22 protein-coding genes are annotated in these 20,302 nt (G+C 62.2%); 8 read left to right on the top strand and 14 right to left on the bottom strand.

The window, feature by feature from the left end; all coding sequences use genetic code 11:
* The first annotated feature begins 79 nt into the window (after positions 1–79).
* The 4 genes from AB0P14_RS16795 (at position 80) to AB0P14_RS16780 (ending at position 3,548) form a co-directional block, all read left to right on the top strand.
* Positions 80–766: a 3'-5' exonuclease gene (locus tag AB0P14_RS16795; protein ID WP_363844906.1), complete on the top strand. Its 687-nt coding sequence runs from the start codon at positions 80–82 to the stop codon at positions 764–766.
* Between the two features lie 335 nt (positions 767–1,101).
* Positions 1,102–2,040, top strand: coding sequence for an ABC transporter substrate-binding protein (locus AB0P14_RS16790; RefSeq protein WP_363844942.1), 939 nt, complete (start codon positions 1,102–1,104; stop codon positions 2,038–2,040).
* A gap of 9 nt (positions 2,041–2,049) precedes the next feature.
* Positions 2,050–2,808, top strand: a complete 759-nt coding sequence (locus AB0P14_RS16785) for an amino acid ABC transporter permease (protein ID WP_363844903.1) — start codon at positions 2,050–2,052, stop codon at positions 2,806–2,808.
* A gap of 2 nt (positions 2,809–2,810) precedes the next feature.
* Positions 2,811–3,548, top strand: coding sequence for an amino acid ABC transporter ATP-binding protein (locus tag AB0P14_RS16780; RefSeq protein ID WP_363844900.1), 738 nt, complete (start codon positions 2,811–2,813; stop codon positions 3,546–3,548).
* Positions 3,549–3,635: 87 nt separating this feature from the next.
* Here the strand turns inward: AB0P14_RS16780 and AB0P14_RS16775 are convergent, their stop codons facing one another.
* The 9 genes from AB0P14_RS16775 to hemE form a co-directional block, all read right to left on the bottom strand.
* Complete coding sequence (locus AB0P14_RS16775; RefSeq protein ID WP_363844897.1) at positions 3,636–4,085, bottom strand: MOSC domain-containing protein; 450 nt, start codon at positions 4,083–4,085, stop codon at positions 3,636–3,638.
* Between the two features lie 49 nt (positions 4,086–4,134).
* Positions 4,135–5,457: a glutamate-1-semialdehyde 2,1-aminomutase gene (gene hemL, locus AB0P14_RS16770; RefSeq protein WP_363844894.1), complete on the bottom strand. Its 1,323-nt coding sequence runs from the start codon at positions 5,455–5,457 to the stop codon at positions 4,135–4,137.
* Positions 5,458–5,525: 68 nt separating this feature from the next.
* Positions 5,526–6,506, bottom strand: coding sequence for a porphobilinogen synthase (gene hemB / locus AB0P14_RS16765; protein ID WP_363844891.1), 981 nt, complete (start codon positions 6,504–6,506; stop codon positions 5,526–5,528).
* Positions 6,503–7,486, bottom strand: coding sequence for a uroporphyrinogen-III synthase (locus tag AB0P14_RS16760; protein WP_363844888.1), 984 nt, complete (start codon positions 7,484–7,486; stop codon positions 6,503–6,505). The genes hemB and AB0P14_RS16760 overlap by 4 nt, the downstream gene beginning before the upstream one ends.
* Positions 7,483–8,466: a hydroxymethylbilane synthase gene (hemC, locus tag AB0P14_RS16755; protein WP_363844885.1), complete on the bottom strand. Its 984-nt coding sequence runs from the start codon at positions 8,464–8,466 to the stop codon at positions 7,483–7,485. Before hemC ends, AB0P14_RS16760 begins: the two co-directional genes overlap by 4 nt.
* Positions 8,467–8,483: 17 nt before the next feature.
* Positions 8,484–9,647: a ferrochelatase gene (locus tag AB0P14_RS16750; protein WP_363844882.1), complete on the bottom strand. Its 1,164-nt coding sequence runs from the start codon at positions 9,645–9,647 to the stop codon at positions 8,484–8,486.
* A complete protein-coding gene (hemQ, locus tag AB0P14_RS16745; RefSeq protein WP_363844879.1) occupies positions 9,644–10,339 on the bottom strand; it encodes a hydrogen peroxide-dependent heme synthase in 696 nt (231 codons plus the stop codon). The genes AB0P14_RS16750 and hemQ overlap by 4 nt, the downstream gene beginning before the upstream one ends.
* A gap of 73 nt (positions 10,340–10,412) precedes the next feature.
* The gene (gene hemG, locus AB0P14_RS16740; RefSeq protein WP_363844876.1) at positions 10,413–11,945 is read right to left on the bottom strand and encodes a protoporphyrinogen oxidase; all 1,533 of its coding nucleotides are present in this window, start codon (positions 11,943–11,945) and stop codon (positions 10,413–10,415) included.
* Between the two features lie 69 nt (positions 11,946–12,014).
* Positions 12,015–13,070, bottom strand: a complete 1,056-nt coding sequence (hemE, locus tag AB0P14_RS16735) for a uroporphyrinogen decarboxylase (protein WP_363844873.1) — start codon at positions 13,068–13,070, stop codon at positions 12,015–12,017.
* 163 nt (positions 13,071–13,233) lie between these two features.
* On the opposite strand from hemE, the gene AB0P14_RS16730 reads away from it, so the two are divergent.
* A complete protein-coding gene (locus AB0P14_RS16730; RefSeq protein WP_363844939.1) occupies positions 13,234–14,670 on the top strand; it encodes a glutamyl-tRNA reductase in 1,437 nt (478 codons plus the stop codon).
* A 419-nt stretch (positions 14,671–15,089) separates the two neighbouring features.
* On the opposite strand, the gene AB0P14_RS16725 is transcribed toward AB0P14_RS16730, so the two are convergent.
* Both AB0P14_RS16725 and moeB read right to left on the bottom strand, forming a co-directional pair.
* Positions 15,090–16,076, bottom strand: a complete 987-nt coding sequence (locus AB0P14_RS16725) for an SDR family NAD(P)-dependent oxidoreductase (RefSeq protein ID WP_363844870.1) — start codon at positions 16,074–16,076, stop codon at positions 15,090–15,092.
* A gap of 55 nt (positions 16,077–16,131) precedes the next feature.
* Entirely contained in the window at positions 16,132–17,331 is a 1,200-nt protein-coding gene (moeB, locus tag AB0P14_RS16720; protein ID WP_363844867.1) for a molybdopterin-synthase adenylyltransferase MoeB, read from the bottom strand.
* A gap of 108 nt (positions 17,332–17,439) precedes the next feature.
* Between moeB and AB0P14_RS16715 the strand changes: the two genes are divergently transcribed.
* From AB0P14_RS16715 to AB0P14_RS16705, 3 genes are all read left to right on the top strand, one after another.
* Entirely contained in the window at positions 17,440–18,078 is a 639-nt protein-coding gene (locus tag AB0P14_RS16715) for a TetR/AcrR family transcriptional regulator (protein ID WP_363844864.1), read from the top strand.
* Between the two features lie 65 nt (positions 18,079–18,143).
* Complete coding sequence (locus tag AB0P14_RS16710; protein ID WP_363844861.1) at positions 18,144–18,368, top strand: DUF3107 domain-containing protein; 225 nt, start codon at positions 18,144–18,146, stop codon at positions 18,366–18,368.
* Positions 18,369–18,416: 48 nt separating this feature from the next.
* Positions 18,417–18,722, top strand: coding sequence for a hypothetical protein (locus AB0P14_RS16705; RefSeq protein WP_363844858.1), 306 nt, complete (start codon positions 18,417–18,419; stop codon positions 18,720–18,722).
* A gap of 82 nt (positions 18,723–18,804) precedes the next feature.
* Here the strand turns inward: AB0P14_RS16705 and AB0P14_RS16700 are convergent, their stop codons facing one another.
* From AB0P14_RS16700 to thiS, 3 genes are all read right to left on the bottom strand, one after another.
* Complete coding sequence (locus tag AB0P14_RS16700) at positions 18,805–19,140, bottom strand: 4a-hydroxytetrahydrobiopterin dehydratase (protein WP_363844855.1); 336 nt, start codon at positions 19,138–19,140, stop codon at positions 18,805–18,807.
* A gap of 50 nt (positions 19,141–19,190) precedes the next feature.
* Positions 19,191–19,991, bottom strand: coding sequence for a thiazole synthase (locus tag AB0P14_RS16695; RefSeq protein WP_363844852.1), 801 nt, complete (start codon positions 19,989–19,991; stop codon positions 19,191–19,193).
* Positions 19,992–20,053: 62 nt separating this feature from the next.
* Positions 20,054–20,293 carry a sulfur carrier protein ThiS gene (gene thiS, locus AB0P14_RS16690; RefSeq protein ID WP_363844849.1) on the bottom strand — a complete coding sequence of 80 codons (240 nt, stop codon included), beginning with the start codon at positions 20,291–20,293 and terminating at the stop codon, positions 20,054–20,056.
* Between the last annotated feature and the right edge of the window lie 9 nt (positions 20,294–20,302).

Genomic DNA, 20,302 nt, shown 5'->3' with positions numbered 1-20,302 from the left:
CGTAGTTTGCAACACAGCTGAGCGGATGCACAGGCCGCGGCGGACTTAAATGTCGGTGCCAACAGGTACCGTAAGTGTCATGACTAGCTGGAATATGCATCCCCGTGCCGCCTTTGACTTAGAAACCACTGGCAAGGATCCCCGCACGGCCCGGATCGTCACGGCCTCGATCGTGGTGGTCGATGAGGGCGGCACCGTGGTGGATACGCACGAATGGTTGGCGGATCCCAGGATAGAAATTCCTGAGGAGGCCGCCGCCATCCACGGCATCAGCACCGAGCATGCCCGCGAAAATGGTCGGCCCTCAGATATGGTCACCGCCGAGGTAGGGGCTGTTCTCGATACGCTCTTTGCCAACAACATTCCCGTGATCGCCTTCAACGCCAGTTACGACTTCACCGTCCTGGCCCATGAAGCGCGCCGCCACAGCCTGGCTCAAATTACCGCGGCCCCGGTCATTGACCCCTTCATCTGCAATAAGAACGTGGACCGGTTCCGCAAGGGCAGCCGGACCCTGGTGGCCCTCTGTGAGGAATACGGAATCAGTCTCAAGGACGCCCATACCTCGGCTGCCGACGCCGAAGCCACCCTGCGGCTGGCAGATGCGCTGGCGGCAAAATACAGCGCGCTGCGCATTGATGTGATGGATCTGCACAATGCTCAGATTGGGTGGGCTCGGGACCAGGCCGCCGATTTCCAGGCATATTTGCGCCGTGTCAAGGACCCGGCCGCCGTCATTGAGGGCGATTGGCCCGTTCTGCCCTGATTCTAGGCTCCACAAAACCCCTGCTGTGAGCTAAATCACAAAGAAAATCTGAGGGCTGGCGAGTTTCCTGCGCGTCAGTCGTGCGCCTGCGCTAGCTAGAGCGTGATCGCTGCCGTGGTGAACGCCCTAATTTTCGCCGATTATTTCTTCGAACGCGCTTTTTGCCTCGCATAAGTTCGCATCCGCCATAATTTAGGGCGGGGTGACATAATTTAGTTCCGTTGGTTGAGTTCTGCTAAGAAACTCCTGTGAGTATCCAGCCCGACTCCCATGCCACGCTTATCCCTCCCGAGCAGTCCTTCGGGCTGGGCACCTGCAATGAAAGTGAATGTTTGATGAAGAAATCTGCCCTGAAGTGGCTCACGGCCGCCCCGGTTGCCGTTGCTCTGGCCTTCTCCCTCGCAGCATGCGGCGGCGGCACGGATGCCGGCACCCCCACCGAGTCCTCAAATGCCCTCGCCGGTAGTGATCAGGTCTCGCTGGATAAGTACACCACTGACGATGTAGTGGCTCTTGACTCGATCGACAAGGACGCTCTGGGCCTGATCGTGCCCGGCACCATCACGGTCGGAACCCTTTCTGACGCCCCGCCGAACATCTTCATCGACAAGGACGGCAAGTTCACCGGTTTCGACAACGAACTGCTGCGTGCCGTTGCAGAGAAGTTAGACCTCAAGGTTGAGTTCAAGTCCACCGACTTCTCGGCCCTGTTGGCTCAGGTTGAAAACAAGACGTTCGACATCGGTTCCTCCTCGATCTCCACCACGGACGCCCGCCGTAAGAACGTTGGCTTCACCAACGGTTACGACTTTGGCTACATGGCTGTCGTGACCAAGACCGACTCTCCCATCAAGTCCTTCGCAGACCTGAACAAGGACACCCGCCTCGGAGTCATCCAGGGCACCGTTCAGGACGACTACGCCACCAACACCTTGCTGCTGGAAGCCTCCACGGTTCGTTTCCCGGACTACAACACCGCATATGCGAACCTGAAGAACGGTCAGATTGACGCTTGGGTGGCCCCCTCACAGCAGGCCTCGGGTCAGATCAAAGAAGGCGACAACACTCACATCGCCGAGTCGATCATCAACACTCAGAACTTCACCGCTTACGCTGTAAACTCTGGCAACAAGGCCCTGACCGACGCCATCAACGCTGGCCTGGATGCCGTCGTGGCCGATGGCACCTGGGGCAAGTTGGCTAAAGAATGGTACCCGGACCGCGAAACCCCGACCACCTGGTCACCGGGTTCCAAGGCTGTCAAGCTCCCTTAAGGCTGGCGCATGAATGCATTTGAGCAGTTCCTAAAAACCTTCTTTGACTGGCAGGCAATGGCGGAAGTCATTCCAAACCTCCTCACTGTCGGCTTACCCAACACCCTGATCCTTGCCGTAACCTCGGCTATTTTGGGCTGCTTCTTTGGCTTGATTCTGGCCATCATGGGCATCTCGCGCAATCCTGTTGCCCGGTGGATCGCCAGGATCTACACAGATGCCCTGCGCGGTCTGCCCGCCATCTTGGTCATCTTGGTCATCGGCATCGGTATGGGGCCCACGGTACGTGCGCTGACTGGAAGCACCAACCCGTATCCCATGGCTGTTTTGGCGTTGTCCATGATGGCGACGGCGTACATTGGTGAAATCTTCCGTTCGGGAATTCAAAGTGTGGAGAAAGGACAGCTCGAAGCTTCCCGTGCTCTGGGCTTCAGCTACGGATCATCGATGCTGCTGGTGGTGGTGCCTCAGGGTATCCGCCGGGTTCTGCCGGCACTGGTAAACCAGCTGATTTCCTTGATCAAGGATTCCTCATTGATCTACATGTTGGGTTTGCTGGGCAGCCAGCGCGAGATCTTCCGCATCAGTAATGATGCAGCGGCGAACTCCGGAAACCTCTCCCCCCTAGTGGCCGCCGGCGTCCTATACCTGTGCCTGACTGTGCCGTTGACGCATCTGGTCAACTTCATTGACAAGCGCATGCGCGAAGGCAAGGCCCAGAAAATTGAGCCCGACGACGCCGCTGCTGTAATCGGAAAGGGCGCCTAACCATGAGCGACTTTAATTCAGGTTCCCTGACCGCCACGAACATCCATCTTGCCTTCGGGGCTAACAAGGTGCTGCGCGGCATTGACCTGCACGTTCCGCAGGGCACCACGGCCTCGGTCATCGGTCCTTCGGGATCAGGCAAGTCAACGCTGTTGCGCGTCATGAACCGACTGATTGAACCTGATCAAGGCGATATCCTCCTCGACGGTAAGTCCGTCCTGAAGGACAACCCGGACGAGCTCCGCCGTCGTATCGGCATGGTGTTCCAGCAGTTCAACTTGTTCCCGCACAAGACCGTTGTGCAGAACGTTTCTTTGGCGCTCATCAAGATCCGCAAGATGCCCAAGGATCAGGCGCACGTCAAGGCCCTTGAACAGCTCGAGCTGGTGGGCCTGAAGCACAAGGCCGATGCCCGCCCCGGGAACCTCTCCGGAGGCCAGCAGCAGCGCGTGGCGATTGCCCGCGCGTTGGCCATGGAGCCCGAGGTCATGTTCTTCGACGAGGCCACTTCTGCGCTGGACCCCGAGCTGGTCAAGGGCGTTCTGTCGCTCATGACCGATCTTTCCAAGGGCGGCATGACCATGGTTGTGGTGACCCATGAGATGGGCTTCTCACGCAATGTCTCCGACACCGTCACCTTCATGGATGGCGGCGTGGTGGTTGAAACCGGTTCCCCGGATCAGCTGTTCACCGAGCCGAAGACGGAGCGCTTGAAAGGCTTCCTCTCGGACGTCTTGTAGTCCCCACCGGCTCCCACGGCTCGTTTCTCGTTGGCGTGGGCCCAACACAACTGCCCCCGGATTCCTAGAGTCCGGGGGCAGTTATGTTTAGATGCGTTCTAGGGCCTCGTGCGCTCCGTCAGGAAGTTCGACGACGATCGGCTCACCTGGGCGGATGGCGCCGCCGGTGATGACCACTCCCATGACACCGGCCCGGCGAACCACACTGCCGCCGTCGTCGTAGCCCACGAGTTCCTTGAGTAATCCGGGGCGGAAATTCTCGATCTGAGAACAGGGATTACGCAGTCCCGTCAGCTCCACCACTGCGTGCCCGCCAAGGTGCAGCAGGGTCCCGCGCGGAAGTTTCAATAAGTCGACGCCTCCGGTGGTGATGTTCTCCCCTAGTTCCCCGGGAGCAACATTGAAACCTCTGGGTTCCAACCATTCGAAGAGTTCCGTCTGTATCAGGTGCAGCTGGCGCAGATTGGGAGCCGAAGGATCTGCCCTGACGCGCGAGAGGTGTTGGACCGTGACGCCGTGGTGGGCATCGCCAACCACGCCAAGCCCCGTCCAGGTGGCAAAAGTAGCCTTACGCAGGCCCGAACCGTTAGACCACGGTGGCGGCTGCTGCAGCCTTCGCCGCGGCCGGCAGTGCCGTAAAGATACGGTTCATGGCAGCGTCATCGTGCGCCGCGGACAGGAACCAAGCCTCGAAGACGCTCGGCGGCAGGTACACACCCGAGTCCAGCATGGAGTGGAAGAACGGGGCGTAACGGAACACTTCCTGGCCCTGTGCGTCATCGTAATTCTGCACGCCAGCCGCCGAGGTGCCGAACGCAACAGAGAACAGGCTGCCGGCACGCTGGATCGAGTGATCCACACCCTCGGCAGTCAAGGCGGAGGACAGCGCCGCGGACAGTTCCAGTGAACGCGCATCCACGGTGTCGTACACCGAGGATGTCGCGGCCGTCAGCGTGGCAACGCCGGCGGCCATGGCCACGGGGTTTCCGGACAGCGTGCCGGCCTGGTAGACCGGTCCCAGGGGGGCTAGATAGTCCATGACCTCGGCGCGGCCGCCGAGTGCGGCCGTCGGCAGTCCGCCGCCGATGACCTTGCCGAAGGTGAACAGGTCAGGTGTCCAGCGCTCGGCGGAGTCAGCCGCGCCGCCGGTCAAGCCCCAATAACCTGCCGCACCAACACGGAATCCGGTGAGAACCTCATCCAGAATCAACAGCGCGCCATGAGCGGTGGTGATGCGTGACAGTCCGGCGTTGAAGCCCTCCCCCGGTGTTACAACACCCATGTTGGCCGGAGCAGCCTCCGTGATGACGGCAGCAATCCGGTCACCATGCGCGGCAAACGCGGCCTCGACGGCCGCCAGATCGTTGTACGGCAGCACCAATGTTTCGGCAGCGGTCGCGGCCGTGACACCGGCTGAACCTGGCAGCGCCAAGGTGGCCAGCCCCGAACCTGCTGCGGCCAGCAGCGAGTCCAGGTGGCCGTGGTAGCAACCGGCAAACTTGATGATCAGGTCCCGGCCGGTGAAGCCGCGGGCCAGACGCACAGCCGTCATGGTTGCTTCGGTGCCGGTGGAGACCATGCGCAGACGTTCGACGCCGGACACGCGCCCCTGGACCAAAGCGGCCAGTTCGCTTTCGGTCGGGGTGGAGGCGCCGAAGCTCAGTCCGTGATCAACGGCGGCATGGACGGCTGCCAGCACATCCGGGTGCGAGTGGCCCAACAGGGCCGGGCCCCAAGAGCACACAAGGTCCACATAGTCACGGCCGTCGGCGTCGGTGAGGTAGGCGCCCTTGGCGTTGACCATGAAGCGCGGTGTGCCGCCCACGGAGCCGAAGGCACGCACGGGCGAGTTCACCCCACCGGGCATGAGGGTCTTGGCGCGGTCAAAAAGTTCCTGCGAGGAGGTCATGAAATTTCCTTGACTAAAGGCTGATTGCTAAGGGCTAAACACTAAAAGGACGAGGTAAAGAGGAAGCGCTAGTTTTCGCGCAGCCAGACGGCCAGTTCTGCCGCCCAGTACGTGAGGATCATGGACGCGCCAGCGCGTTTGATGCTCAGCACCGATTCCTCGATGGCGGCACGGCGGTTGATCCAGCCATTTGCTGCGGCTGCCTCGATCATGGCGTACTCACCGGAGATTTGGTACGCGGCCACGGGCACGGGGCTCATCGCTGCCACGTCGGCGAGAATGTCGAGGTAGCTCATGGCCGGCTTGACCATGATGATGTCGGCGCCCTCGGCCAGGTCCAGTTCAACCTCGTGGAGGGCTTCGGTACGGTTACCCGGATCCATTTGGTAGGTGCGGCGGTCCCCGTCGAGCTGGGAATCAACGGCTTCGCGGAACGGGCCGTAGAACGCGGAGGCGTACTTGGCGGCGTAGGCCAGCACGGACACGTTGGTGAATCCAGCAGAATCCAGAGCCTCACGAATCACAGCCACCTGGCCATCCATCATGCCGGACGGCGCCACAACATGGGCGCCCGCGGCGGCCTGAGCAACAGCCATCTTGGCGTAAATCTCTAAGGTGGCGTCATTGTCCACCTGTCCGGCGGAATCCAGCACTCCACAGTGGCCGTGATCGGTGAATTCATCCAGGCAAAGATCGCTCATGATCACGAGGTCATCACCGACGGCGGCGCGCACGTCCCGAATGGCCTTGTTCAGCACGCCAAAGGGATCCACGCCGGCAGACCCGGTAGCATCGCGCTGCGCCGGAATGCCGAACAGCATTATGCCGCCCAGCCCCAGCTGCACGGCCTCGCGCGCAGCGTTCACCAGCGACGCCGTTGTATGTTGCACCACGCCCGGCATCGAGGTGATGGGCTTCGGCTCGCTCAGATCCTCACGAATGAACACCGGCAGAATCAAATCCGCCGGCGCCACCGAGTATTCGCTGACCAGCCGACGCATGGCGGTGGTGGTGCGCAGGCGGCGGGGGCGGTGCTGGGGGAAACTCATGACGACTCCGTAACTTGCTGGTTTAGAAAATTAGTGTGGGCCCGGGCCAGTGCGGCCACGATGCCCTGCGGCGTAGGGTGATCGGCGGTCGCGGCAACCACCATGCCCAAGCGCTGGGCTTCAGCCTGCGTGGGTTGGCCGATCGCGATGACCAGGCAGTTCTCCGGCAGTGGCGCCATGGTGGCGGCCACCCTGCGCGCCGCACTTCCCGAGGCAAGTACGACGGCGTTAATCGCCCGCGCACGGATCTCCCCTGCCGCTTCTGCCGGAGTGAGTAGGGGGTAAGCGCGGGAGCTGCCGGCGCCTCCCTGGCGGTCGGCTCCCCTCGCGGGCGGTAAGATTTCCTCGGTCGCTGAGCGACCTTCGTAAATCCATCCCCGCTCCGGGGAGCGGCCCGCCAACGTAGCCGTCAGGCGGCGAGCCGGATCGGCTGGATAGTCGACTGTTTTATACGCCGTGACGATCTCGGGGTGCCAGCCCTTGGCGGTAAGACCCTCCACCAGCGTGGGCTCGGCTAGGTTCGACTGCGGCAACAGAACTCGAGGGGATCCGCCGTCGGCCGAATCAAAGTCGGACCACAGTGCTACCAGGCCCGCGGCCGATTGCAGATCAACAGGTGCCAGCTCCGCATGAATGCCCTCTGCCGCCAAAACAGCGACAGAGGTGGGGCCGATGGTTGCGACGGAGGTCGACGCCGGAATCAACGCTTGCAGTGATGTTCCAGCCGCCTCGCACCATTGCTTCAGAGCGCGCACAGTGGTGATGGAGCTGATGACCAGCCAGCGGTACTCCCCTGCGGCGAGCCGCTGTAGCGAATCCCCGAGAACCTTTTGCTCGCCCACCTCAAAATCGATGACAGGAACCAAAACCGGCTGCGCACCAGCCGCAGCAAGCGCATCAGCCATGGCCCCGGCCCTGTCAGCACTGCGGGTCACGGCCACGCGCAGGCCGGCCAGCGGGACGTTGCCGCTTTCGGTCATTTCGCGGAGCCGGCCAATTCCGCCAGGTCGGCTGCGCCGCCGGCGAGCAGTTCTTCGGCCAGTTCAATGCCGAGGAGGGTGGCTCCAACAGAGGTGAGACCGTCGGTGGCTTTCTTCAGGCGTAGTGAGCGGGTGCCATCGAGCGAGACCACAACGGTTTCCAGGTAAAGCATGGAGCCCTTGCGGTGAGCGAGAGCACCGACCGGTGCGCTGCAGCCGGCTTCAAGGCGGGCCAGGAGAGCACGTTCGGCGGTGACGGCAAGACGAGTATCATGATCGTCCACCGCGTTGAGCGACTGCCCCAAAACCCCGTTCAGATCGGCGTCGGCCGTGCGGCATTCCAGCGCAAGTGCGCCTTGCCCGGGGGCCGGCAGCATGATGAACGAATCAAGGAATTCGGTGACGGTATCGAGCCGGCCGATCCGGCCCAGACCAGCGGCGGCAAGCACCACGGCATCCAGATCAGCCACTTTTCCGTCCACGCGTTCTACGTCGGGGTTACCGGGCAAGCCGGGGACCCGAGCTAGACGGGTATCTACGTTGCCGCGGATATCCACGATGAGCAGATCCGGACGGGCCGCCAGAAGCTGAGCCGCTCGGCGCGGGGACCCCGTGCCAACCGTTGAGCCAACTGGCAGCTCAGCAAGCTTGAGTCCGTCGCGGGAACACAGCGCGTCTCTGGCATCGGCACGCACAGGAATGGCACCCAGAGTCAGGCCAGGCACCGCTGCCGTGGGCAGATCCTTGAGCGAGTGGACAGCCACGTCGACCCCACCGTTGAGGAGCGTGTCACGCAGGGCAGCGGCGAAGACGCCCGTGCCACCCATTTGAGACAGCGGACCGGTGAGGACGTCGCCGTCGGTCTTAACAGGGATGATCTCGGCAACAAAGCCGCCGACAGCGCTGAGCTGATCGGTGATTTGCTGAGTCTGGCTCAGGGCCAACTTGCTTCCGCGGGTTCCAATTTTCACACTTGTCATTGTTTCAGCCATGGCGATCAGGAGCCAGCCGGCGCGGATACCAGCCCTATGGTGCTGCCCACTTCTGAGATGACAGGCTTCTCGCCGCGGAAGTTAGCGCAGCAGCCCGGGTTGCACACATCGAACCACGGTCCCAGCTTTGTCATGGCCGGGCGTTCTTCGATGTGGTTTTCAATGGTGCGTTCGCAGATCAAGTCCACGAGGCCACTGACAAACTTCTGGTGCGTGCCAGGGGTGGGTGAGCGGTCAAAGGCCAGGCCAAGTTCGGCGCACGTTTCTGCGGCTTCGGTATCGAGGTCCCAGCGGACCTCCATGTGGTCGCTGACAAAGCCCAAGGGGACTACAACAACACCCTTGGTGCCAGCCGCGGCCTTCTCGGCAAGGGCATCGTTGATGTCCGGCTCCAGCCACGGCACATGCGGAGCACCTGAACGGGACTGGTAGACCAGCGACCATTCCTGGGCCGGATCAACCGCGGCCATAATGGCTTCGGCCGCGGCAAGGTGCTGCGCCACATAGGCTGAATTCTCGGCGAATTCGCGCAGTTCCAGCTCGGAGTTACCCGAGGCTTCGGCATCCCTGGTGGGAATTGAGTGGGTGGCGAACATGACGTGCACCGGCGCCTCCGGAGTGCCAGCGGCGGCCAACTGGGCGCGAACCTTCCTCAAGGATGCGGCAGTGCCTTCAATGAAGGGCTCAACAAAACCGGGGTGGTCAAAGTACTGGCGTACCTTGTCCACGGCCAGCTTGCCGTCCAAGCCTGTCTCGGTCAGGGCCATGCCAATGTCTTCGCGGTACTGGCGGCAGCTCGAGTATGAGGAGTAGGCGCTGGTGGTGACCATCAAGAGTCGGCGATGACCGGCGTCGTACGCATCCTGCAAAACGGCGGGGATGTAGGGATCCCAGTTGCGGTTACCCCAGAGGACGGGCAGCGCGATGTTGCGGGCTGCCAGTTCGGCTTCCAGAGCCGCCTTCAACGCACGGTTCTGTGCGTTGATGGGGCTGATGCCACCATTCTTACGGTAGTGGTGGCTGACCTCTTCGAGGCGCTCGTCGGGGATGCCGCGGCCGCGAGTAACGTTGCGCAGGAACGGGATGACATCATCTTGGCCCTCGGGACCGCCAAAGGAGGCCAGCAAAATGGCGTCGTATTCGGCGGGCGCTACCTTGCGGTTGTTCATCGGAGAACCTCGGCAACCTCGGCTGCGTCGATGTGGCGGCCGGTGTAGAACGGCACTTCTTCGCGCACGTGCAGGCGGGCATCGGAGTAGCGCAGGCTGCGCATCATGTCGACCAAATCTGTGAGGTTGTCAGCTTCCAGACCCAGCAGCCATTCCCAGTCGCCCAAGGCGAAGGCGGAGACGGTGTTGGCCTGAACCTGTGGGTATTCGCGGCCCAGCATGCCGTGTTCGCGCAGCATCCGGGAGCGGTCCTCGGCCGGAATGATGTACCAGTCGTAGGAGCGCACAAAGGGGTAAACGCAAACCCAGCCCTTGGCGCCGTTCGGGCCCATGTAGCTCGGAGCGTGGGACTTGGCGAACTCAGCTTCGCGGTGCACGCCCATCGCGGACCAGGCGATTTCCGTAGCTGCGAACAGCTCAGTGCGGCGGATGCTGCGGATGGCCCGCTGCAGACCCTCAGCCTCAGCGCCCACCAACCACACCATGACGTCTGCGTCGTTGCGCATCGCGGAAACGTCGTAGGCTCCGCGAAGGGTGATGCTTTCGGCGGCCAGCGAGGCAACGAGCGTCTCGAATTCGCTCACCGCGGCTTCCCCGCCTGTGAAGGATCCGGTCCGCTTGAACACGGTCCACAAAGTGAACGGAGTCTCGGCAGGAGTTTTAGTGACAGTTTGTGCAGAAGTGTGGCTCATGGCTTCAAGTTTGCACCCATTGGCGCGAAAGCTTAAATCGTAGTTCTCTACATGGCGTAGAAAGTGGCCAAGCTCACACTCTTCCGGCGGCGTCCACCACAGCACGTACCTGCCGGCGAGTCCCGCTGACCACCGCTGCCAAGCCGTTGCCACTCATCCAGGCACCCGTCAGCACCAGCCCCGGAACTTCGTTGGCGAGAGCGTGAACCTTGGCGATCTTGCTCTGATGTCCGACGGCGGTGAACGGCAATGCGCCTTGCCAGCGGACAATGTCCGAACCGAGGAGATCGGATTCGGTGACGGGAATCCCCAACAGTGTTGTGGCGTCGCGCAGAGCCGTGGTGACCAAGTCCTCATCGCTGGGTGTGCGGGCGGTGAGGCGGACGGCGTCGGCTGGTTTCGTGCCAGCACGGCCGTACGACAGGCGCAAGATATGAGTTCCGGGACCGGTGGCATCAGCCAGCCATTCCCACTTTGCGGTGGCGTGTGTGAGGGCCTTGGCTCTCACACCATCCACTCCGGGCGCCACGAGGATGCCCGTGCCGCGGGGAGCAGAATCCAATTCAGGGACATCCACCACAAGGGTGACAAGCCTGATGTCAGGCCCAGGCGCCGGGGCAAAAGCGCTCAAGTTGGGGACTTCCTGCCCTAGGAGCTTGACCGCGGTGGGACCATCGGTGGCTACCACCAACAGGTTGGCGGCCTCGAATCCGCGTTCTGTACCGTGCTCCCAGTCCACAATCCAGCGCAGGGGCTCATCGCCGTCGTACGCGGTTCCAGTCTTCTGCGGCTCCTCGGTGTCGCCACGGTAAATAGCCCTGATGCGATGCCCGGAATGCATGGCGATGCCCGCTTTTTGCAGCGCCGTAACGAGCGCGCTGATGAGCGTGTGCATGCCACCTTCCAGCCCACCCACGGCAGAACCGGGCTTGCTGCCACCCGCACGCTGAGCGGCCACGGCAGCGGCGAGGGAACCGTGTTCGCGAATACCGGCGCGCAGCCCTGGCGCCACCATGTCCACATCCAGCAGCTCCGGATCGGCCGAATGTACGCCCGCAACAACGGGTGCCACCAGGCGGTCGAGCACCCGCTTTCCCATGCGGGAACGGACCAGATCGGCCACGCTACTCACGGACTCTGTGGTGCCGATATTGACGGGCATTTTGGCGTCCAAGGCGGCCCGCAGCACGCCGGAAGCACCTAATGCAGCTTTGACCTCGGGGGCTGTGAGGTCTGAGGGGATGCCCAGGATTCCCGTGCGCGGCAGCGGCACGGGGCCATCGGGCAGCCATACCCAGGCACCGGCAGGATCCGGGGTCACGATCTTGGACCCCAGACCCAGCTCGGCCGCCAGATCCGCCACGGCCGTGTTCCGGGTAGCAAATGATTCGGCACCACTATCGAGTTTCACACCCGCCAGTTCATGAACGCCAACGCAGCCACCCCACGCGGAGCCGGCCTCGTAAATGCTCACCTGGAACCCGGCCGCCTGCAGGTCCAGGGCTGCCACCAGCCCGGAAATTCCGCCGCCCACCACCACTGCCTGGTTGGGAGCGGGGTGGCTCTGTGGCTTTTGGGCCTTAGCTGCGAGTCTGCGGTTTTCCATGGTCTCCCCTTTGCGACTGGGACGGGTTACGGGTGTGGGCCGGTCTGGCGTGTGCCGGTGGCCCGGGTGCTAGATGGAGTGGATCAATTCAACGAGACGAGTCAGGACGGCCGGATCCGTTTCCGGCGGCACTCCATGCCCCAAGTTCACCACATGTGAGGGTGCGCTGGAGCCAGCGGCAAGCACTTCGCGAACGTGTTTCTCCAGCACCTCCCAGGGCGCGTTGAGCAGGGCCGGATCAATGTTGCCCTGCAGCGGCACCGCGCCACCGAGACGGCGGTTAGCCTCATCCAACGGCAGCCGGTAATCCACGCCCATGACGTCGCCGCCGGCCGCGTACATGGCGCCGAGGAGTTCACTGGTGCCGGTGCCAAAGTGGACCAGCGGAACACCCAGGTCACGGACATGATCAAAGGCCCTGCTCGACGCCGGGGCCACATGCGCGGTGTAATCGGCCAGTCCCAGCGACCCCGCCCAGGAATCGAAAAGCTGGCCTGCACTGGCGCCAGCTTCGAGTTGGGCGCGCAAGAACTTTCCTGAGGCGTCAGCAGCCCAGTTCATCAGTTCTGCCCAGAGTTCGGGCTGCGCGTGCATCATGGTGCGCGGGCCCAGGTGGTCGCGGGACGGCTTGCCTTCCACCATGTAGGCGGCCACCGTGAACGGTGCACCGGCAAAACCGATCAGTGGCGTGTTGCCCAGCTCGGCAACCGTCAGCGCGACAGCTTCACGGATCGGGTCCAGGGATTCATCCGTCAGCTCGGGCAAGGCAGCAATGTCTGCGGCGGTGCGGATGGGCTTATCCAGGACGGGGCCAACGCCAGGGACGATGTCTACGCCCACACCGGCCAGCTTGAGCGGAATGACGATGTCAGAGAAGAAAATTGCTGCGTCCACACCGTGGCGGCGCACGGGCTGGAGTGTGATTTCAGCGGCCATCGCTGGCTTCAGGCACGATTCCAGCATGGTGGTGCCCACCCGCAGTTCGCGGTACTCGGGCAGCGACCGGCCTGCCTGGCGCATGAACCAGATGGGTCGGCGGCTAGGGGTTCCACCCCGGTAAGCCGTGATCAGAGGGGAATTAGCGGTGCGGCCATCCATCAGGGGGTGGCTTGGGCTCAGTGTCATGGCACCACCCTACAGAGCCAAACTGGGCGACTTTTGTGCACAAGTTGTCACCGTAGGAGGGTGCACCTGCCTCGGCCTGGGTAATCAGAATCACACTTTTTAGTGACGGTCTGTTAGTTCTTGTGCATAAAATCCCAGCTTGGGGGGCTACCATATTGAAATTGTGGTTCTCTTTTCGCTCGTCGCCTCTCACACTTCCCTTGACCTGGAAACCGTTGCCCGCCTCAGTGCTGGGGCAGCGGCAGTCAGTGCTGAGCTCTGCGCGGGCAACAACCCCGTAGCCGGGCTGGTCTCGCTAACCACGTGCAACCGCTACGAGCTGTATGTCCAAGCCATTAGCGGCGAGGACGTTGAAGCTGCTCGCAGCACGGCCATTGAAGCCATCAGCCGGCATTCCGGACTTGCCGAAACCCAAGTTTCCCAAGCTTTAGCAACATTGCAGGGTGACGCCGTGGTCCGTCACCTCTTCGCCGTGAGCACGGGTTTGGACTCCGCAGTGGTCGGCGAACGCGAAATCGCTGGTCAGGTCCGCCGCGCGCTCGGCTCCGCTCAGGAATTGGGTGTCACCACGCCGTCTCTGGTGCGGTTGTTCCAATCCGCCGCCAAGACCGCCAAAGAGGTGGGCGCTCAGACAGCACTGGGCCGACGTGGCATGTCGATCGTCTCCGTGGCGCTAGACCTCGCCGCAGACCTTCAAGACGCTATCGCACCATCGGCCGGCGTGTCGCCAAACGCTATCGCACCAGCCAGCTCCCTCGCCGGAAAATCAGCAGTGCTTTTTGGTACTGGGGCCTACGCCGGGGCCGCCATGGCCCAGCTCATGCAGCGCGGCTGCACGGATATTTCCGTCTACTCTTCCTCGGGGCGGGCCGAAGCCTTCGTCGCCTCGCGCGGCGGCACCGCCCTTGATGAGCACTCGCTCCCCTCTGCGCTGGCACAGGCCTCCTTGTTGGTGGGCTGCAGCGGCTCCGGGCAGCAAATCACGCACGCTGATTTGGCACAGCTGCGCCACGCCGATTCACAGCAGCTGACAGTGATTGATCTTGCCCTGACCCACGATTTTGACTCCGATGTGGCTGCTCTTCCCGGCGTCGACCTGCTGACGCTGGAGACCGTGCGACAAGCGGCCCCGGCCGAACAGGAATCAACGTTGGCACAAGCCTCAGCCATGGTGGCCGAAGCTACCAGAAACTTTGAGCAGGCCCGCAACGCACGGTCTTTGGATCACGCCATCGTGGCTCTGCGCCGGCACACCATGAGTGTCTTGGACGATGAACTGGCCAAGGTCCGAAAACAGCACGGTTGTAACGCTGCCACCGCCGAGGTGGAATTTGCCATGCGCCGGATGGTCAAGCAGCTGCTGCATGTGCCCACGGTTCGCGCCAAGGAATTGGCAGCTGCGGGTGATTCCGAAAGCTATCTGGCAGCATTGGATGTCCTCTACGGGCTCAAGCTCTCGCCAGAAATTATTGGTTCTGCCCTGAATTCAAAGGCAGAGAACGACGGCGGCCCCGTCACCTCGGACGACTCCCTCACCGAAACGGCCACAGACACAGACTCCGGCACGGGCACAGCCACCGCCACCGAAGCAATCGCCTGACCCGCGGACTGCAGCCCACGGGCAGGTCGCCACACTCATTACCGCTTGCCGCACCCCATTATCCGAATAATGCCTCTCCCGTTAACTCAGCTTTTATCCTCGGGCTCAAAAAGTAAGCCCCAACAGACCTACTCGTCGCTGAACCGCTCCTGACCGTGTGGTAGGCCAAGTTAATCCGGCATGTCTCCAGTCGGTCTTACCTCCAGTCCGCAAATACCTCAGCGAACCTGAGCTTGCTCACGACAGCTGGCTGGCTGGCTACGCGGGAATCGTCTTGTCCCACGATTCAAGACCGGCAGCTTCCTGATGATTTTCTCGGGCTGGATTCCCCGATCGAGAACTGCACACTCGAGGCGCGCGGACGTCCTGGCGGCGCCGCTGATTGCCTACCGGAGCTAAGCGGATATCCACTATCCGAACTAGCCGAACGCGTTGACGCCGGTCAGTTCTGCCGACAGTTCCCAGAGACGCCGGGCACCCTCGGGGTCAATGGCGTGGGCGTCGACACCGGAAATACGGGCCAGCTCCGAGGCGGGGTCAGTGGGTGCGGCAATGTCACAGTCTTCGCAGTAGACCCCGCCGTGGCCATCAAGCAAAGGTGAGGTCGCAGCCCAGACAGAGGTGGCGGCACCCTGCTCGGCGTTTTTGAATCCCTCACGCAGCGTGCCCTCGGCATCCATCCAGCCGGCTGCCACCATTTCCTCCTGTGTCAGGTGCCGCTGTAGACCGGTCATGATGCCGCCCGGGTTGACGGCAAAGGCACGTACTCCGTGTTCGGCCCCGAGCGCATCCAGTTCAACGGCAAAGAGACTGTTGGCAGTTTTTGCCTGACCGTAGGCTTCCCATTTGTCGTACCCCTGGGTGAATTGGGGATCGTCAAAGTGGATGCCGGAACGTTTGTGGCCCGTGGAGGATAGCGCCACCACACGCGCACCATCTACGGAAAGTACCGGCCACAACTCATTAACCAGCGTGAAATGACCCAGGTGGTTGGTGGCGAACTGCGCCTCCCAGCCAGGCCCCACCCGCGTCTCCGGACACGCCATGATCGCGGCGTTATTGATCAAAATATCCAGGCGCCGCCCCGAGCCAAGATACTGCGCAGCGAACCGTTTCACGCTCTCCTGCGAGCCAAGATCCATCTCAAACACGGCCACACCGCCCAGATCTGCCGCGGCAAGTACTCCTCGGGCGTGATCAGGGCGGCGTGCGGGAACACTAACCTCCACCCCGGCACCGGCGAGTGCACGCACGGTTTCCAAGCCCAACCCCGAGTAGCCGCCTGTCACAATCGCCGCGCACCCGGCAAGATTCAGGCCCCCAACCACAGCACCTGCCGTACTATCGTGGCCAAATCCCGAACCAATGGGCTGCTGCGGGGTGGGCTGAAAATCGACTCGACTCATGATGCGCCTCTTCTTTGCGTGCCGGCCCGCGCTAAAAGGGGCCCTTGTGCGCAATTTACTCCTGTGCACCGCGTTTGTCGCTAGCAGCCCAAGCGTCAATGCCCCCTTCTAGATGCACGACGTCGGCAAAACCGGCTGCGCGCAGACTCGCCAAAGCTTGGGCCGAGCGGGTTCCCGCCTTGCAATGCAGAATGATGGGAACTCCTTGCGGCAGGCCTCCCAGCGCGGACCCGTCGCGGATTCCGGCCAAGGGAATCAGTACCGATCCGGGTATCCGGGAGATTTCGAATTCCACCGGTTCGCGCACGTCCACCAGTACAAAGTTGTCCGCGCCGGCTTCCCGGCGAGTCAAACGTGAGGCGAGCTGATCCACAGAGATGAGATCGGCGTCGTCCTTCTGGGCAGGGAGCAGACCGCAGAAAATCTCATAGTCGATGAGCTCGGTGATGGGCGGCGCTGCGGGGTCCTTGGAGATGCGAATTTCACGCCACCGGGAGCTGAGCGCATCGAAAATCAGGAGCCGGCCCAGCAGTGATTGGCCAATCCCGGTGATGAGCTTGACAGCTTCGGTGACCATCATGGCCCCGATCGAGGCGCACAGCATGCCGAAAACGCCCCCCTCAGCACACGAGGGGACGGTGCCGGGCGCCGGCGGTTCGGGGTAGAGATCGCGATAATTGGGGCCGAATTTGTCCCAAAAGACGCTCACTTGGCCGTCGAAGCGCAGGATGGAACCCCACACATACGGCTTGCCCAGAATGGCTGCGGCGTCGTTGACGAGGTAGCGGGTGGCGAAGTTGTCGGCCCCGTCAAGGATGATGTCGTAGTCCTCGAACAGCGCGAGCGCGTTGGCGGAATCCAACCGAATCTGGTGCAGGACCACGTTGATCCCCGGGTTCAGTTCCAAGATGGAATCGCGCGCGGATTCGAGCTTGGTGCGGCCGATGTCGTGCACGCCGTGGATCACCTGGCGCTGCAGGTTGCTGAGCTCCACGGAATCGTCATCGATGATACCCAGGGTACCCACACCGGCCGCAGCCAAATACAGTAACGCCGGGGAACCCAAACCGCCGGCGCCGATGACGAGCACGCGGGCGTTGCGCAGCCGGCGCTGGCCCTCCAAACCAATTTCCGGGATCAGCGCGTGGCGCGAATACCGCTCCAGTTCCTCGGGGGCCAGGGGCGGGCCGGGCTCAACGAGCGGCGGCAAAGTTGCAGGCTTGGTGGTGGAAAGGGGCTGGATCAAGGAAACCATAGCTACAAATCTAGTCCGGCTTGCGCAGTCCGCGTCACTACCGGCCGGTAGAATGACACAAACCGCCCTATGCATCACCCTCGGGGCACGGAGAAAGAGGCAACCGCCATGACTTTGGACCCAGCCGCGAAGGAACGCCCCACGCCGCGCACGCAACCGAGCCGCATGCCGCGTGATGAACGCCGTGCCCAATTGCTCGCCTCGGCACTCGAGGTGTTTGTGAACCACGGCTACCACGGGGCCGCCATGGATGAGATTGCCGAGACCGCCAAGGTCAGCAAGCCCGTGCTCTACCAGCACTTCCCCAGCAAGCGGGAGCTGTACCTAGCACTACTGGACAGCCACCTCGAGGCGCTGACCACCATGCTGCTGGCCGCCCTGAATTCCACCACTGACAATGACTTGCGCGTGCAGGCCGCCATCAAGGCTTACTTTGAATTCATGGCCAACGACGACCAGGCCCACCGGCTGGTCTTCGAATCCGATCTGGTCAATGACCCAGAGGTGGCCGCACGCCTAGAGAAGTTCAACGCCAACTACGCTGACGCGATCGGCGCCGTCATCGCCGAGGACACCAAACTACCGCCCGTTGAGGCCACCTTGCTGGGCCGCGCATTGGCCGGAATGGCCCAGGTCAGCGCCCGTTACTGGCTGGAGGCAAGCAGCGACCTTGACCTCGATGTGGCCAGTGATCTGGTCTACCGTTTAGCTTGGCGCGGAATTAGCCGCTTCCCCAAGGAATCCTGAAGCGACTGCCCCTAGAGTGGTTGTTATATCTTTTCTATTAGTACGTGTGCATCAAGGAGACAGCTGTGGAAATTAAGATCGGCATCCAGAACATCAACCGTGAAATCATCCTTGAATCCGAGCAGAGCGCGGACGACGTCGCCAATCAGGTCTCCGAGGCACTGGCCAAGGGCACCGAGCTGCGTCTGAAAGACGAAAAGGGCCGTGTGATCATTGTTCCCGGCAACGCGCTAGGTTACGTTGAACTCGGTGGCGAGAAGGCTCGTGGCGTAGGTTTCGGCGCCCTCTAAGCGAGACTTCCAAGTTCTAGATTCAGACTCATAGAGACGGAAATATTCATGGTTGCCCTGGTCATTATTGCCCTCACAGCCGGCGCTTTTGGCGCTATCGCTTGGGCTGTAAGCAAGCATCGTTCCACCTTTGGCGCGGTACTTCCTGCAGGTGCTGCCGTGGCCGCCTCATTGCTGGTCTGGATCCTCACCATGGCACTGGGCCTGAACAATGACAGCGCCACTGCATGGATTCCGTGGATCGCATCCATGGTGGTGGGCGGCGCCGTTGCTTGGGCCACCGCCGCGTTTGTGGGCCGTTCCCGCCATGCCCACCAAGTACAGCGCAGCACTCAGATCCTGCAAATGCACTAACTGTTTCGGTTTTCGCACCACTGTGACGTTTTCGCCTTGGTTTGATCCAAGGCGAAAACGTCACAGTGTAGCGAACCCATCATCAGGCCCTGGCGATCAGTTCCGGTCTGGCCACGGCCCCTGCTTCCGCCGCCGCGTTCGAGATGGCGCGCGCCAAGGCGATGTCACGGGCGGTAATTTGCCCACCAGCATCATGTGAACTGGTGGCGATGAACAAGGTGTCATAGCGCCAATCCACATCTGGGTGGTGGTTCGCTTCTTGGGCGAGTTCCCCAATGGTGGCGAAGAGTTCCAAGGCCACGGCCGACGTCGGACATTTCAGTACCGTGCGCAGGTCACCGCTGTAACGCCACTGGGGCAGCGATTCCAATTCTGTATGGATCCGGGCCCAAGTCAGCACATCATCAGGGGCAGCCATCAGCGTATCCTTTCAGCGATTCCACGCGCCTTGGCCCCCATACCAGGGTCTTATAAGTCGGGGCGGCCAGCCATCACCGAAGAGGCCAAAGCGTGTGCCCGCTTAGGAATGCGGCCACCCTGTGATGCCAGTCTGCCACCGATGACCGCGTGTTTAAAGGCCTCAGCCATGACTAAAGGATTCTGCGCACGGGTGACCGCAGTGGCCAACAAGACGGCGTCGCAACCCAGCTCCATCGCTAGGGCCGCGTCGGAGGCTGTGCCGATGCCGGCGTCGAGTACTACGGGCACTCCGGCTCGGGAAACGATGAGCTCAATGTTGTGCGGATTGAGGATGCCCAGGCCGGTTCCAATGGGGGCTCCTAACGGCATGACGGCAACCGCACCGAGCTGTTCCAGGCGCAGCGCCAGGACGGGATCGTCGTTGGTGTAGGCGAAAACCTTGAAGCCGCGGTTGACCAGCTGCTCGGTGGCTTCGGCCAGTTCCAGGGCATCGGGCAAAAGAGTGTGTTCATCGGCCACCACCTCCAGCTTCACCCAGTCCGTCTCAAGTGCCTCGCGTGCCAGCTCGGCCGTCATGACGGCCTCGCGGGCCGTGAAACAGCCAGCGGTGTTGGGCAGGACGCGAATGTTGTTTTCCAGCAGCAGCTTGAACAAGTTGGTGCCGCCGCCTGCTGACTCATCTACCGAGTAGCGGCGCATCGCCACGGTGGTCAGTTCGGTGCCGGAAGCGACCAGGGCAGCGCCCAGACCACTCAGGCTGGGGGCGCCGCCGGTGCCCATGATGAGGCGGGAGTTCAGAGCCACCCCGTCGATCACCAAGGCATCATTGCGGGTCAGGATTTCAGTCATGGCGTTCACTTTCAGTCTGGTTCAGGCTGGATTTCAAAGATGGCGTAGCGCGTGAAGGCATCTCAACCACCTTGGACTGCGGCGACGATTTCGAACTCGTCGTGGTGCTCCACGGCGGTGGCGGCCCATTGGCTACGGGGCACAATCTCCTGGTTGCGGGCAACAGCAACACCGAGCCGACCGCCGTCGGCCGCTTGACCGGTGGGCAGCAGTTCCCGTCCTGTCATGGCTGTCACAAGATGGGCCACGGTGGTTCCGTCCGGGTGAGACTCGGTGGCACCGTTGAGGTTGATCGTGTTCATGGCTTGCTC

This window comes from Specibacter sp. NPDC078709, from assembly GCF_040686795.1.
GTDB lineage: Bacteria > Actinomycetota > Actinomycetes > Actinomycetales > Micrococcaceae > Specibacter.
Note: the sequence above shows the minus strand (reverse complement) of the source record. Positions and strands in the feature narration are given on the sequence as shown.

What these genes read in the sequence shown, in the direction of transcription:
- AB0P14_RS16795 (WP_363844906.1), top strand. Translation starts at nt 80, where the DNA reads ATGACTAGCTGGAATATGCATCCCCGTGCCGCCTTTGACTTAGAAACC.
- AB0P14_RS16790 (WP_363844942.1), top strand. Translation starts at nt 1,102, where the DNA reads ATGAAGAAATCTGCCCTGAAGTGGCTCACGGCCGCCCCGGTTGCCGTT.
- AB0P14_RS16785 (WP_363844903.1), top strand. Translation starts at nt 2,050, where the DNA reads ATGAATGCATTTGAGCAGTTCCTAAAAACCTTCTTTGACTGGCAGGCA.
- AB0P14_RS16780 (WP_363844900.1), top strand. Translation starts at nt 2,811, where the DNA reads ATGAGCGACTTTAATTCAGGTTCCCTGACCGCCACGAACATCCATCTT.
- hemL (WP_363844894.1), bottom strand. Translation starts at nt 5,457, where the DNA reads ATGACCTCCTCGCAGGAACTTTTTGACCGCGCCAAGACCCTCATGCCC.
- hemB (WP_363844891.1), bottom strand. Translation starts at nt 6,506, where the DNA reads ATGAGTTTCCCCCAGCACCGCCCCCGCCGCCTGCGCACCACCACCGCC.
- AB0P14_RS16760 (WP_363844888.1), bottom strand. Translation starts at nt 7,486, where the DNA reads ATGACCGAAAGCGGCAACGTCCCGCTGGCCGGCCTGCGCGTGGCCGTG.
- hemC (WP_363844885.1), bottom strand. Translation starts at nt 8,466, where the DNA reads ATGACAAGTGTGAAAATTGGAACCCGCGGAAGCAAGTTGGCCCTGAGC.
- AB0P14_RS16750 (WP_363844882.1), bottom strand. Translation starts at nt 9,647, where the DNA reads ATGAACAACCGCAAGGTAGCGCCCGCCGAATACGACGCCATTTTGCTG.
- hemQ (WP_363844879.1), bottom strand. Translation starts at nt 10,339, where the DNA reads ATGAGCCACACTTCTGCACAAACTGTCACTAAAACTCCTGCCGAGACT.
- hemG (WP_363844876.1), bottom strand. Translation starts at nt 11,945, where the DNA reads ATGGAAAACCGCAGACTCGCAGCTAAGGCCCAAAAGCCACAGAGCCAC.
- hemE (WP_363844873.1), bottom strand. Translation starts at nt 13,070, where the DNA reads ATGACACTGAGCCCAAGCCACCCCCTGATGGATGGCCGCACCGCTAAT.
- AB0P14_RS16725 (WP_363844870.1), bottom strand. Translation starts at nt 16,076, where the DNA reads ATGAGTCGAGTCGATTTTCAGCCCACCCCGCAGCAGCCCATTGGTTCG.
- moeB (WP_363844867.1), bottom strand. Translation starts at nt 17,331, where the DNA reads ATGGTTTCCTTGATCCAGCCCCTTTCCACCACCAAGCCTGCAACTTTG.
- AB0P14_RS16715 (WP_363844864.1), top strand. Translation starts at nt 17,440, where the DNA reads ATGACTTTGGACCCAGCCGCGAAGGAACGCCCCACGCCGCGCACGCAA.
- AB0P14_RS16705 (WP_363844858.1), top strand. Translation starts at nt 18,417, where the DNA reads ATGGTTGCCCTGGTCATTATTGCCCTCACAGCCGGCGCTTTTGGCGCT.
- AB0P14_RS16700 (WP_363844855.1), bottom strand. Translation starts at nt 19,140, where the DNA reads ATGGCTGCCCCTGATGATGTGCTGACTTGGGCCCGGATCCATACAGAA.
- AB0P14_RS16695 (WP_363844852.1), bottom strand. Translation starts at nt 19,991, where the DNA reads ATGACTGAAATCCTGACCCGCAATGATGCCTTGGTGATCGACGGGGTG.
- thiS (WP_363844849.1), bottom strand. Translation starts at nt 20,293, where the DNA reads ATGAACACGATCAACCTCAACGGTGCCACCGAGTCTCACCCGGACGGA.